The sequence below is a fragment of the Enterococcus sp. S22(2020) genome (genome assembly GCF_020295385.1).
GTDB lineage: Bacteria > Bacillota > Bacilli > Lactobacillales > Enterococcaceae > Enterococcus_L > Enterococcus_L dunnyi.
Genome location: NZ_JACFUD010000001.1, coordinates 159,409 through 172,180 on the forward strand (window position 1 = coordinate 159,409; position 12,772 = coordinate 172,180).

Here is a 12,772-nt window from a genome sequence, read left to right on the forward strand (position 1 = left end):
TTTGTCTACTCATCACTTTACAAGTTAAAATTTTTTATTATTTCAGCTTGATAAGAAATCTGTTAAACGCTCTTTATAATTATTCTTTTCAATCAAATCTCCTAATATTACCGCATCATGTGTATACGTTTTACCTGAATAGAGCATCTCTTCATAAAGATTATAGAATGGCAGATTTGCCTCTTGCGCTCTTTTAAGTTCTTTCTCAACATCATAAGATATTCTTCTAAAATCCACATTCACAAGACAACCATCCTCTACTTCTAAAATAGCATAGTGTGCTCTTCTATCATGTTTAAAATGTTTCCAGCCATTAAAAGGTTGTCCGATCGATCCTGGATTTATGATGATTTGATCATTCGAACTATATCGTAATGTTTGATGATGTACGTGCGCATAGACTGCAATATCACTTTCAATGGAAAATAATTTGTCAAACTCAGATTGGTTTGAACTAGGATGCAGCTGTCCACCATAATTTATTTCTGGTAGGTTGTGCGTTAAACTAATATTTAAACCAGCTATTTTCTTTATTCGTTGAATTGGCATTTTCTTAAAGAAATCAATGTCTGCTTGATCAAATTGTGGAATAATGATGCTGGCCAGCATTCCTACATATACATCAGTTGGATCATCGAAATCGATTTTTTTATCGACCACATCTAAAAAGCAATCATCCCAATTTCCTCTGATCCAGGCACTTGGAGTAACCGCTCTTAAATTCTTTAGAATGTCTTTTCCACCAGGTCCTGGTAAAAATAAATCTCCTAAAATCCAGTAATCAGATACTTCTCTATGCTCACAATCCTTCAAAACAGATTCTAAAGCAGTTGAATTTCCATGAACATCTGCCAACAACGCAATCTTATTTTTCATAACGAACCTCCTTCAAATTTTATTCAAGATAACCAACAATTAGCTACAAAGTATACTTATATTATATCTATATAACTACAGGTTGAAAATATCAAATAATCCTAGCTACTGTTTATTCGCAAAATCAATTATACGTGAATCATTCTATCCACTTGATTGGAAAGTTCATTCTCCCTAAATAAAGACAAAAGACCGCTCGGCTGGGTGACCGAGCGGAAAGGAGTTCTTTTTTACTTGAGGAGTAAAAATGAAAAAGTGTTTTGTTTGGGTTTGTTATTGGGTATGCATTAATAATACCGAGAAGATTTGAAGAAAGTGTGCCCAATTTGTTTTGATTTTCTATAGAAACATTAAGAAAGAGTAAATATAAAAAAACAGTAACATCAACTCCGCATTTCACAGAGTGCTGTTACTGTTTTTACTTATTTCGGTGTTACGTATGCAAGTGTATTAGCTGTGTTTTGGTCGATCACTCGGAAAGAGACTACTCCCAAACCAGCAGCGTTCATTTCTGAAATCAAGATTGAACCATCTTCATACACATGTTCAACAAACGCTACATGTCCATAAGTTCCGTCTGCTCCAGCTACGCCAGGTTGGAAGCTGACAGCTGTACCGGCTTTAGGCTTATTTGTGACTTCGTAGCCATTAGCTTTACCAGTAGCGCCCCAATCCATTCCGTTGCCCATCGTCGTTTCTACAGAGCCGCCTAATTGAACAACACGATTGTATACATATTGAGTACAATTTCCTTCTGCATAGGCTTCAGAACCTGAGAAAGTTTCCCCAGTATAATCTTCAAAATCACTGTCTGGATGTGTATCAGCGATAATCATTCCTGATGCGGTTTGAGAAGGCTGAGCTTTATCATACTCAGTCAAATTATACTCTTCAATGAACGCATTCAATTTTTGATCATAGCTGGTATCTGTCGCATAAACACCTGTCAAAGATTTTGTTGCTTCTTGATATGTTACAGCATTCTTTTTCCAAGTACCAGAATAAATCTCTGGATTAGAATCAATGCCTTCTTTCATCAATTTTGCATAATCTTCAAAGGATTCTTTGTAGCCAGGGTATTGTTTAAATGCGGCATCGATCGTATATAGATTTCCAGAACCGTCATCTTCTTGAGTAGAAAAAACGACGCTCTCACCTTTATACTCTCCTTTGATACCAAACAAATTATGGTAAGGCTGTTGACTTAATTGGCTGCCGCCTGCCCCTGTTTCTAAGATTGCTTGAGCAATCATGACAGAAGCATATAAGTTATTTTTTTGTCCAACTGCTCGTGCTTTTTCACCGATTCGACGAATAAAGTTTTCGGTTGGCTCATTTTTTACTACAGAAATCTCTTGGTTAGGCTGAACTGTCAACCCGTTGTCTGTTACTACGGGCACTTGATCAACTGTCACCTCTTCTTCAGGTGGTGCTGGCGCAACAGGAGCAGGCTCTACTGGCTGCTCAGGTTCCGGGCTGACTGTTGGCGGCTGTGGAACCACTGAAGAATCTGTCGTTTCAGTATTACTAGATTCTGTCGTACTTGTTTCGCTTCCAGATGTTGAAGAATCTGTCGTTGATGTGGATGTTTCCTCTGTAGAAGAACTTTCAGTAGACTCAGTTGTTGAACCGTCCTCAATTGTACTCGGTCCCGACTGGCTCAATTCATCCGCATAACTTGCGACGGGAATCAAATTCACACTAAGCAGTGCAAAAATCATCTGGAATGATAGAATTTTTCTTTTCATTCACTTTAGTTCCTCTCGTAAACTGCTAAGATTCAGACCATCTGTTTTTAGTAGGATCTGTTCTTACTTTATTCGTTATTGCCTTCTTATATCTTGATGCTTAAATCAGTACCATTTTTTGCAGTTTCAATAAGTCAGCCTTTTAGCTGGCTTCTTGCCACATACTTTGATATAGCCACCTACCTTTGTTCTAAAGATCGATTTAAAGCTTCCATAAGTTGAATTTATTTTACCATAAGTAAGTGTTAAAATCTCGTACTTGACTCAAAGTTTCATAAAATTTCTCAAAAAATTCATGATTGATACTAAATATATCCTTTTTTTATGTTTCTTAATAAAAAAACTCCCACATCCAGTATAAGGGATGAAGGAGTTTCTCTTACAAACTATTCAAGATATTTTTGACGATGTTATTTTTTGTCAACCCATTTTCACTAAGCAGCTCAGATGCAGAGTAACGGTCATGAAATGTTTTTTCTAAGCCATAGGTTTGAACTTTTACATTTTTATTGCCTAGGTATCCAGCTACAGTTTGACCATATCCTCCATCAAGCACACCATCCTCAAGTGTAACGACGAGCTTATGATTCTTTACTAAATCATCAAGCAATACTGTATCAAGACCTGAGATAAATTTAGGATTGATGATCGTTGCATTGATGTTATGCTTTGTTTCAAGATCAACGGCAATGTCCTCTGCTAAAGAATAAAAGTTTCCTAGTCCTAAAAGCGCAACTTGAGAGCCTTTTTTTGTGACATGATTTTTGAAATATTGAGCGTAATTTGTTTGATCTTTGATTCCTGTTTCTTTGACTGATCCGACCGGCACACGAATGGCTACAGGATGTTCATTTTGTTCAATCGACCAATCTAGCATCGCCAAATATTCTTCTTTTGTTGTCGGTGCCAGATAAACGATATTTGGAATATGACTTAAAAACGGAATATCAAAAATCCCTAAATGACTTTCATCATTCATTCCATGTACTGAAGCACCATAAACTAAAATCGTACCTGGTAAATCATTCAATGCTAAATCATGGGAAATCTGATCATAACTTCTCTGCATAAATGTAGAAAAAACAGCCCAAATTGGTTTTGCTCCATTTTTAGCAAGTCCTGCTGTCATCGTTGCTGCATGCTCTTCAGCAATGCCAACATCAACAAATTGTTTTCCTACTTTTTCACGTTGCTCTTTATTGAAAAGAAGCATTGGCGTTCCTGCATTGACTGCAATAACTTTTGGATCAGCCTGCATTTTTCCCATCAAAAAATCCGTTGTGATGGAATTATATGTCTCCTTTTGGCTACTAGAGGTAAGGTAATCGCCAGTCGTTAGACTAAAAGGGCCGCCGGCATGAAATTTTTCTCTGTTTTCTTCTGCAAATTTGAACCCTTTGCCTTTGATCGTGTGGATATGAAGTAACACAGGTATTTTTTTGTCTTTCACACTTTCAAATAAATCGATCAGTGCAGTTAATTCGTTACCTTCTTCAAGATAGTGATACTCGAATCCTAGCGCTTCAAAGAAATTATTTTTTGCCTGCCCATTTGTCTCACGTAACTCTTTAAGATTTTTGTAAATGCCACCAAAATTTTCTGCAATAGATTGATCATTGTCATTGACGATCACAATCGTATTTGTTCCTTGCTCGACAATGTTATTCAATCCTTCATAGGCAAGTCCCCCAGAAAGTGACCCGTCACCGATAACAGCTATTACGTTATTCTTTTCATTTTTTAAATCACGCGCTTTCGCAACACCATTTGCTAAGGATAACGAGGTCGATGTGTGTCCAATCGTAAAAAGATCATGTGTACTTTCTTTTGGATTCGTGTAGCCTGAGACATCCTCATAGTGTTCTGGGGATAAAAATGCTTCTGCACGCCCTGTCAACATTTTATGAATATACGTTTGATGAGATACATCAAAAATGAGTTGATCGATCGGTGAATTAAAAACGTAATGCAAAGCGACTGTCATTTCAACCATACCTAGATTCGGTCCATTGTGACCACCATGATGACTGATTTTACGTAGTAAGGTTTCCCGCGTTTCATTCACCAAGTTCTGTAGTTCCTGATCAGACAGTTTTTTAAGATCACTTGGCTGTTGTATTGTTTCTAGTAACATAAAACTCCTCCTTTGTCTTGATTTATTTTACTACTTGAAGTTAACTTTAGGTCAAGAAAAATTTATAGTGTTTCATCGATAATTGATTTATCAGCCTGAGATTGTTTTTCTCATTGATTTTTTCATTATATGATTGTTGAACTATTCGATGTATAATGAGGATGAAAAGGAGGATAACTCGATGAAAAATAATATTACTTTTTTAGTTTCTTTGATTCTTCTTGCCTATCCTGTATTGACACTGCCCTCGATCATTGCATCTAAACGATCGATGGGAAAATTTTTTACTGATCAGCGTTTGTTTATTTCTAAATCAGAAGGCTATGGTAGTAGCATCAATAGGAAGAATTTGATTAGTTTCTTTTCGCTTCTTCTGGCTGGGTTACTTTTTCTATTTTTAAGTTTTAACTAGAATCTTTAGTGAAACAATTTCAGAAAGTTCCCTATTAGTTTTCTGTTTGCATATATTTTGACCTAATTACTTAATGAAGGAGAACGATTTTGATTTTTAAATACATACTCTTTTTTCTGTTACCTTTGCTTGGCACTTATTGTTCCTATGAAACTAAATCGCGCGGGCAAAGAAAGTTTCAACTTTTTTGGCTTGCGTTTGCCTTACTGCCAGTTTTACTAATTTATATTTACTTTTTTTTTCGGTGAGCCTGTTTAGTGTTCGAGAAATAAGTTATTATCTAACAAAAAAACGATTCCCAAAAACTTTGGGAATCGTTTTCCAAGATTTATCTACATATCATAAAGGGGTACTCACCATTACATTAACTCCAATAAAGGCAACATCATTAATTTCCTAACTCTATCAATGATTTTTCATACTCTTTAACATAAAAACGAATATTCGTTCGTCCTCTTTGAATAATTTCATGCCCCTCAGCTTCTAATCGCTTTTTCTGTACTTCTATTCCGCCAGGGTACTTGATATTCAATTCTCCATTCGCTTTTAATGTTCTCCAAAAGGGGGTTTGATCTTGTTCTCTTTGAACGCTCGCCCAAGCAACAATAGACACAAATATTCCAGCTGTGATTGGATCAGTAAAATCTGCTTGATTTTCTTTTGCAAAGTACTGTCGAATTTCTCCCACGGTAGTCAATTTACCAGTAGGGATTGTTTTCATTACCGCATCATAAGCAATTGGTGGCGCAAAAAACATTCTTTTCCCACCATACTTATCGATACTTTTTTGATCATCGATCACCTTTATTTTGGGCATATCTTTGCTGTCTTGCAACATTGCATTAAAGTCTTTTGTTCCTTCATTAGCCATCTGTATTCGCTCCTTTCATGTTCAATTTACCTTACTTATAAAAGAGACGCAATGAGACAGTTAAAAAAATGAAAGAAAAAAACAGACATATTCATCTTTTTAGGACTATATAAACAAACTATTTACCAAAACATTCATTTTACTTACGATACATCATAAATCGTTACAGATTAAAGAAATAAGAATTTCATCCCCCGAAGTTTATCATGAATAGTTAATCTGTATGTTTTATTGTCATAGTCTTCCATAATAAGATTACTTTTTAATATGCCAAACTATACATTTAAGCACCTTCTACTAAATCACGTCTACTGTATCCAAAATAACCAATGAACATCAACCCAATACTAATTAAAGTAATTATCGAAAAGATCGTACCATCGAATGATTCTATCGGCATTCTTGGAATCCAGCTTTGAATCGCCGTTTTGGCAAACCAATCTGGAAGATCTAAAATACCGCCAAAATAATTCAATGCAAATGAATAGCCTAAATAGACATAAATCACCTTACCTAGCTTAGGAAACCAACCTAAAGCTAAAGCAGCACAGCCAACGAAAAATAGGACTGCTGGGAAAAAATTATATCCTGCTGCCAGAAAATCATTTAGCTGTAGATCAGATTTTCCGTCCATCGCAGCAACTGCCGCTCTTCCGAGTCCCCCTAAGGCTAGTAAAATCCCAATAGCGCCAAAAATCACAGCTAATAAAACATTTGTCCAATAAAGCTTAGCGCGAGTCATCTTAGTCACATAAAATTGACTTAGATGCTGACGGCTTTCTTCTGCAAATAGCTTATTGATGATCGCAATCGGTAAAATTGACACTAATCCTGTTAATACAACCGTGATTGTTCCGGTAAAAGAGTTTTCAATTGAGACATCTGATTGGGCAAACATTTGCTTCATCAATTCATTACTATTTAAAAAAGATTGCATATCTCCGTAAATAGAACCATAAGCAGCCCCCATAATAAGAAACCCAATCAGCCAACTCAAAATTACACCGCGATTGATTCTTAAAAACAGACCCGGAACAGACAATAAGGTTTTGCCTGCTGTAGCTTTCCCTTCAAATTCTGGAAGATAGCCGCTCCCCATATCACGCCGACCTTCAAGAAGAAATGAAAGTCCTAGCAGGATTACACCAAACAGCACGCCAAAGCCCAGTACATACCAATGATTTTCAGTAAAGGGATAAGTTAAATACGTCCAGCCTAACGGATTCAGCATTGAAAGATCAACGTTAGACGCATCCGTTCCCGCCCGAACAATATATAACAAACCAATAATCCCTAAAGAAGAACCTGTCGCTCCTGCTGATGTAGCCATGATTTGCGACATCACTAAGGCGATCACAGCGCCTAAAATTCCTGCTAAACCGACAGATGCACCAAATAAGAAAGAGCCATTTATCGAAAGTGTTTCTACGCCAAAGCTTGAAATCACACAACCAACCAAGACAGCCAGCAGCAGATTGATCAAAATCGTTTCAACGATTACAGCCAAAGAATTAGCCTGACGTCCGACCTGAAATGACCGAACTAACTCAGTCAAGCCTAAATCTTCTTCCTTACGTGTATGACCAACGACATGCAACACTGACATAATCATCGCAAATAACCCGCAAAACAGCAGCATTTCATGTGCATACATAGCACCTAAGGTATAATCAGCGGCTTCGGTCACCGGAGTCGGTCCGACCATTGAGATCATTGCCGGATTTTGCATGGTTTCATACATTCCGATCAGCCCTTGACCTTTACTGATCTCTTCAAAAGCTGGAACAAAGCCTGCTGAAAACAAGCCTAGACCAACAATCCAAACAATGATTTTTTTCCAGTCACGTTTTATATATTGCTTAAACAGCACATCCCAGCGCCCAAATTTTTCTCTTGTCATCTTTTTCCCTCCTCAGCCTTCGTAGTGACGCATAAATAAGTCTTCCAGCGTTGGTGGGACTGATTCAAATTTTTGAACGCCAAGCTTTGTTGCCTCAATTAAAATATCATTGATACATTCATTGTCTGCAGAAAATGTTGCTTGATTGTTTTTGACTTTAAAATCATAGACTCCTTTTATACCAGCCATCTCCGAGATATTTCCAGCAGTGACCATTGTCACAGTTGAGCGCGTCAAATGACGCAGCTCATCAAGCGTTCCAGTTTCTACGATATTACCTTGACGAATAATAACCACCTTATCAGCTAAACGTTCTACCTCACTAAGAATATGTGATGAAAGTAAAATCGCTTTCCCTGCATGCTTTATTTTTTCAACTTCTTCTTGAAAAACTGCCTCCATCAATGGATCCAACCCGGAAGTCGGCTCATCAAAAATATATAAATCTGAAGCAACAGATAAAGCCGCAATCAGTCCGACTTTTTGTCGATTTCCTTTTGAATAACTTTTTGCTTTTTTCTTTGGATCCAGTTCAAAACGCTGGATCAGCTCATCTCTTTTTTGACGGTCGCCGCCACCATGCAGCTTGATAAATAAATCAATAATTTCTCCGCCCGTTAAATTCCCCCACAAAGCAACGTCTCCTGGAACATAGGAAATCCTTTTATGAATATCGAAACTATCCTTCCAAACATCTTGATTAAAAATCTTTGCTTCTCCTGCATCACGATTAATAATTCCCAGCAAGGTTCGGATCGTCGTAGATTTCCCAGCGCCATTAGGTCCAATAAAACCAACGACCTCTCCTGCTTCAATAGTAAACGATACATCATGCAACGCTTGAAATTTTCCGAATTTTTTTGTAAACCTTGTACTTTTACGATCTCTGACATAGCACTAAACTCCTTACAATTATTTTAAATAGGTTATAACGTGCTTTCCAGTTTAAAATAGCCTTTTTATCAAGTTACAATAACGAACTAAAAACAATAAAAAAGTTCATATTATACCTTTTTTTATCTTATTTTAAACTAAAGTTCATTTATGATTTCAATAATAGACTCTTACAAGTAGATAGTCAATCAAAATCGTTCTTTTTTACGAACTAATTGTAATTTGATAATTCATAACTATTACTATATAATAGAAGAAAGATTTATTTTGAACTAGAAAACGAAAATCAATATCTATTTTTGTAGAAAGTGGGAACTACTATGAATGGTTTTGAAAAACGAACCCAGGAAAAGAAAAATCAAGTTTTAGAGGCAACCTTTACTTTAATGAATACGGAGAATGGTATTGAAAACTTGACAATGGACGATATCGCCAAATATGCCAATGTGGGGAAAACTTCTATTTTCAAATACTTTGGTAACAAAGAAACCTTGATTCATGAAGTCTTCAGTTCATTTTTAAATAAGATGGGTGAATCTGCTACCAAAATTATGGCTGAAAATAAACCATTTGAAGAAACACTGATTGCGATGAGTCAAAATAAAATCAACTACCTAGAAAAAATAAACAAGCAATTTTACCTTGATTTAATGGCTTATTATACTGATAAAAGTAATCGCGAATTCTCTCTTTTGATGGAGCAATATACACAGGAAAGCTTTAGCATCATGCTTGACCTATTTCACCGTGGACGTAAGGAAGGAAAGGTCGATCTTAAATATTCAGATGAATTTCTTTTGCTTTATTTCCAAGCAATTGTGGAAGGAATCTCTAGTCCTCAGATCTATGAACGAATTCTGCCTTATACAGCTGAGTGGACAGAGCTCCTAATTAAAGGGATCGCACCAAGAAAAGAATAAACTTACCTAGCTAAACCACCAACGAATAAAAAACAAAAGCTTCTTGTTTCGCTTCCAATAGCATCTAAAGTAAAAATAAGCTAGAAATCTTCATAAAAAGCTGCCATCTTGGCGCAATACATTTTCAAGCTACTTTTTGACTACTTAAATTTTGAAAAGTAAATTGTAACAATACGTAAAAAAACTAGCTGTATCAAATGATACAACTAGTTTCCTTCATTATAGGATAATAAAATTAACAGCTACAATGACAGCTCATTTTTCTATTGATTTAATACTACCTTAGCTGAGTTTTCTCGCTATTTCCGATACATCTTAAACTCTAAAAACAAATCATTATAAATCCCAAGATATTCCGCACCCAAATCCTCATACACTTCCAAGTGCTTGATCACTTCATCGCTAGGATAGAACTGTTCATCACCAGAAATCTCTTTAGGTAAAAGCTTCTTCGCTTCTTTATTCGGTGTAGAGTACCCAATGTACTCTGCATTTTGCGCTGCATTTTCTGGCCGTAACATGAAGTTGATGAATTCGTAAGCACCTTTGACATTTTTAGCCGTTTTAGGAATCACGATATTATCAAACCATAAGTTCGAGCCTTCTGAAGGAATCACATAATGCAGATGTTCATTGTTATCCAGCATTTCTGCTGCTTCACCTGAAAATGTCACAGCTGCCGCACTTTCTTCATTGATCATGTACATCTTGATTTCATCAGCGACGATCGCTTTGACATTCGTTGTCAATTTATTTAACTTGTCCGTTGCTTTTCGCAGCTCTTGATTGTTTCTACTATTTAAAGAATAGCCAAGACTATTTAGTGACAGACCAATAACTTCTCTAGCACCATCGATCAGCATCACATTATCTTTTAACTCGGGTCGCCACAAATCATCCCAATGGTTGACTTTGCTTCCATCGATAAACTTGTCATTGTAAATGATCCCTAACGTTCCCCAGAAATACGGGATCGAGTATTTATTCTGCGGATCAAACTCTTGATCTAAAAAACGCGTATCGATATTATTAAGTCCTTTAAGCTTTGTATGATCGATCGGCAACAGCATTTTTTCCTTCATCATTTTTTGAATCATATACTCAGAAGGAATCGTAATATCGTAGGCCGTTCCGCCTTGTTGAATTTTTGTGAACATCGCTTCATTTGAATCAAAGGTTTCATAGTTGACCTTGTAGCCTGACTCTTTTTCAAATGTACGTATAAGATCGGGATCAATATAATCGCCCCAATTGTAGATGGTCAGCGTATCGGCTCCAGCCATGCCGCTTGATTTTTCAAGTTGATGTACACCAAAAAACAAAATCAAAATGATCGCTAAGATCCCAATAAACAAAGATTGTAGTTTTCTCATTTGAGCTTAGCCACCTCACTTTGCTCCTGACGTATTTTACGCATTCTTTTTGGCAGGTTATCCTGACTAATAAAATAATAGCCGATCACAAGAATCATAGAGAAAATAAAGACAAGGGCACTCAAGGCATTGATTTCTAAGCTGATTCCTTGTCTGGCACGGGAATAGATTTCAACTGACAACGTTGAAAATCCATTTCCAGTAACAAAAAATGTCACCGCAAAATCATCCAGTGAATACGTAAAAGCCATAAAATAGCCGGCAATGATCCCTGGTGACAAAAATGGTAAAATAATATTTTTGATCACTTGGATATTATTTGCACCAAGGTCTCTTGCAGCATCCACCATCGAGTCGTTCATTTCCTGTAATTTCGGTAAAACCATCAGTACAACGATCGGGATACTAAAGGCAATATGCGACAATAATACGCTAGCAAAGCCCAAACTGATAAATCCGACTGCTGTAAAGAAAATCAAAAAACTAGCACCGATGATTACGTCCGGAGAAACTAACAAGATATTATTGAAGCTCATCAATGTCGTTCTCGTTTTACGTCGGCGTGTATAATAAATTCCCATCGCACCAAATGTGCCGATGATCGTTGCCAGTAAAGCAGATAAAAACGCCAGTAAAAAGGTATTCAGTACGATGATCAGTAAACGAGTATCTTCGAAGACCGCTTTATAATTATCCAAAGTGAAGCCAGTAAACTGATTCATCGTATCCGTGTCATTGAACGAGTAAAAAATCAAGTAAAAGATCGGTGCATATAATAAAGCAAAAACAACGATCAAATACAGATAAGACCATTTGAATTTTTTCTTTGTCATTCTTTCACCCGCCCTTTTTTCTTCTTCTCACCAGTCAAAAGCATCACAAAAAACATCGCAACGATCAAGATCACACCGATCGTTGACCCCATGCCCCAGTTTTGAGTCACCATAAAATGCTCTTCGATCGCCGTTCCTAATGTGATCACACGATTGCCGCCAATCAAACGAGTCAACATGAACAGAGAAAGTGATGGAATAAATACTGCCTGCACCCCACTTTTAACTCCATTCAAAGATAAGGGAAAAATCACCCGTTGAAAGGTTTGAACACTGCTCGCACCTAGATCACGGCTAGCGCTGATCAATGAAGGATTCATTTCTTCAAGTGCATTGAAGATCGGCAAGATCATAAATGGAATTTCAATGTAGGTTGCAACAAATAAAAAACTAAAATCAGTAAACAAAATTTGATATGGACCAACACCCGCAAAACTCAAAAATTGGTTGATACTTCCATGAATACTAAAAATGCCAATAAATGCATAAGCTTTTAGCAAAAGATTGACCCAGGTCGGCAAAATAACCAGCATCAGCCATAATTGCTTATGCTTTAATTTCGTCAAAAAATAGGCAGTCGGATAGCTGATCAACAACGTAAATAAGGTGATCAAAAACGCATACCAAACCGAATTCAACGTCATACTTAAATAAGTGCCTGATGTAAAATACGTTTGGTAATTTTCCAATGTGAACTGTCCATTCATATCAAAAAATGATTGATAAATGATCATCAAAACAGGCGTGATCACAAACAAAAGCAGCCACATCGCATAAGGAATCGAATAGATCCGACGCATTGTTTTCATTG

At 36.7% G+C, this 12,772-nt stretch carries 10 protein-coding genes and 1 pseudogene; 2 read left to right on the forward strand and 9 right to left on the reverse strand.

Going from position 1 to position 12,772, the window contains the following annotated elements; all coding sequences use genetic code 11:
* Nucleotides 1-42: 42 nt before the first annotated feature.
* The 3 genes from H3T55_RS00690 to H3T55_RS00700 form a co-directional block, all read right to left on the reverse strand.
* Nucleotides 43-876 carry a metallophosphoesterase family protein gene (locus tag H3T55_RS00690; protein WP_225533126.1) on the reverse strand — a complete coding sequence of 278 codons (834 nt, stop codon included), beginning with the start codon at nucleotides 874-876 and terminating at the stop codon, nucleotides 43-45.
* Between the two features lie 422 nt (nucleotides 877-1,298).
* The gene (locus H3T55_RS00695) at nucleotides 1,299-2,624 is read right to left on the reverse strand and encodes a glucosaminidase domain-containing protein (RefSeq protein ID WP_225533125.1); all 1,326 of its coding nucleotides are present in this window, start codon (nucleotides 2,622-2,624) and stop codon (nucleotides 1,299-1,301) included.
* Between the two features lie 379 nt (nucleotides 2,625-3,003).
* Nucleotides 3,004-4,758: a 1-deoxy-D-xylulose-5-phosphate synthase gene (locus tag H3T55_RS00700; protein WP_225533124.1), complete on the reverse strand. Its 1,755-nt coding sequence runs from the start codon at nucleotides 4,756-4,758 to the stop codon at nucleotides 3,004-3,006.
* Between the two features lie 181 nt (nucleotides 4,759-4,939).
* On the opposite strand from H3T55_RS00700, the gene H3T55_RS00705 reads away from it, so the two are divergent.
* Nucleotides 4,940-5,170, forward strand: coding sequence for a hypothetical protein (locus tag H3T55_RS00705; protein ID WP_225533123.1), 231 nt, complete (start codon nucleotides 4,940-4,942; stop codon nucleotides 5,168-5,170).
* A gap of 388 nt (nucleotides 5,171-5,558) precedes the next feature.
* On the opposite strand, the gene H3T55_RS00710 is transcribed toward H3T55_RS00705, so the two are convergent.
* The 3 genes and pseudogenes from H3T55_RS00710 to H3T55_RS00720 all read right to left on the reverse strand — a co-directional run bounded on the left by H3T55_RS00710 (nucleotide 5,559) and on the right by H3T55_RS00720 (nucleotide 8,834).
* Entirely contained in the window at nucleotides 5,559-6,041 is a 483-nt protein-coding gene (locus H3T55_RS00710) for an MGMT family protein (protein WP_225533122.1), read from the reverse strand.
* A gap of 283 nt (nucleotides 6,042-6,324) precedes the next feature.
* Nucleotides 6,325-7,941, reverse strand: coding sequence for an ABC transporter permease (locus tag H3T55_RS00715; protein ID WP_225533121.1), 1,617 nt, complete (start codon nucleotides 7,939-7,941; stop codon nucleotides 6,325-6,327).
* A gap of 12 nt (nucleotides 7,942-7,953) precedes the next feature.
* Nucleotides 7,954-8,834: pseudogene (locus H3T55_RS00720) on the reverse strand (ATP-binding cassette domain-containing protein).
* Nucleotides 8,835-9,155: 321 nt separating this feature from the next.
* On the opposite strand from H3T55_RS00720, the gene H3T55_RS00725 reads away from it, so the two are divergent.
* Complete coding sequence (locus H3T55_RS00725; protein ID WP_225533119.1) at nucleotides 9,156-9,755, forward strand: TetR/AcrR family transcriptional regulator; 600 nt, start codon at nucleotides 9,156-9,158, stop codon at nucleotides 9,753-9,755.
* 299 nt (nucleotides 9,756-10,054) lie between these two features.
* On the opposite strand, the gene H3T55_RS00730 is transcribed toward H3T55_RS00725, so the two are convergent.
* From H3T55_RS00730 to H3T55_RS00740, 3 genes are read right to left on the reverse strand one after another with little or no spacing between them, the layout of a single operon-like run.
* Nucleotides 10,055-11,128 carry an ABC transporter substrate-binding protein gene (locus H3T55_RS00730; protein ID WP_225533118.1) on the reverse strand — a complete coding sequence of 358 codons (1,074 nt, stop codon included), beginning with the start codon at nucleotides 11,126-11,128 and terminating at the stop codon, nucleotides 10,055-10,057.
* Nucleotides 11,125-11,961, reverse strand: coding sequence for an ABC transporter permease (locus H3T55_RS00735; RefSeq protein WP_087639695.1), 837 nt, complete (start codon nucleotides 11,959-11,961; stop codon nucleotides 11,125-11,127). The genes H3T55_RS00730 and H3T55_RS00735 overlap by 4 nt, the downstream gene beginning before the upstream one ends.
* Entirely contained in the window at nucleotides 11,958-12,770 is an 813-nt protein-coding gene (locus H3T55_RS00740) for an ABC transporter permease (protein ID WP_225533117.1), read from the reverse strand. The genes H3T55_RS00735 and H3T55_RS00740 overlap by 4 nt, the downstream gene beginning before the upstream one ends.
* Between the last annotated feature and the right edge of the window lie 2 nt (nucleotides 12,771-12,772).

Excerpts from the sequence above, each read along its gene's own strand:
- H3T55_RS00705 (WP_225533123.1), top strand. The coding sequence starts at position 4,940 with ATGAAAAATAATATTACTTTTTTAGTTTCTTTGATTCTTCTTGCCTAT.
- H3T55_RS00735 (WP_087639695.1), bottom strand. The coding sequence starts at position 11,961 with ATGACAAAGAAAAAATTCAAATGGTCTTATCTGTATTTGATCGTTGTT.
- H3T55_RS00715 (WP_225533121.1), bottom strand. The coding sequence starts at position 7,941 with ATGACAAGAGAAAAATTTGGGCGCTGGGATGTGCTGTTTAAGCAATAT.
- H3T55_RS00695 (WP_225533125.1), bottom strand. The coding sequence starts at position 2,624 with ATGAAAAGAAAAATTCTATCATTCCAGATGATTTTTGCACTGCTTAGT.
- H3T55_RS00725 (WP_225533119.1), top strand. The coding sequence starts at position 9,156 with ATGAATGGTTTTGAAAAACGAACCCAGGAAAAGAAAAATCAAGTTTTA.
- H3T55_RS00710 (WP_225533122.1), bottom strand. The coding sequence starts at position 6,041 with ATGGCTAATGAAGGAACAAAAGACTTTAATGCAATGTTGCAAGACAGC.
- H3T55_RS00690 (WP_225533126.1), bottom strand. The coding sequence starts at position 876 with ATGAAAAATAAGATTGCGTTGTTGGCAGATGTTCATGGAAATTCAACT.
- H3T55_RS00700 (WP_225533124.1), bottom strand. The coding sequence starts at position 4,758 with ATGTTACTAGAAACAATACAACAGCCAAGTGATCTTAAAAAACTGTCT.
- H3T55_RS00740 (WP_225533117.1), bottom strand. The coding sequence starts at position 12,770 with ATGAAAACAATGCGTCGGATCTATTCGATTCCTTATGCGATGTGGCTG.
- H3T55_RS00730 (WP_225533118.1), bottom strand. The coding sequence starts at position 11,128 with ATGAGAAAACTACAATCTTTGTTTATTGGGATCTTAGCGATCATTTTG.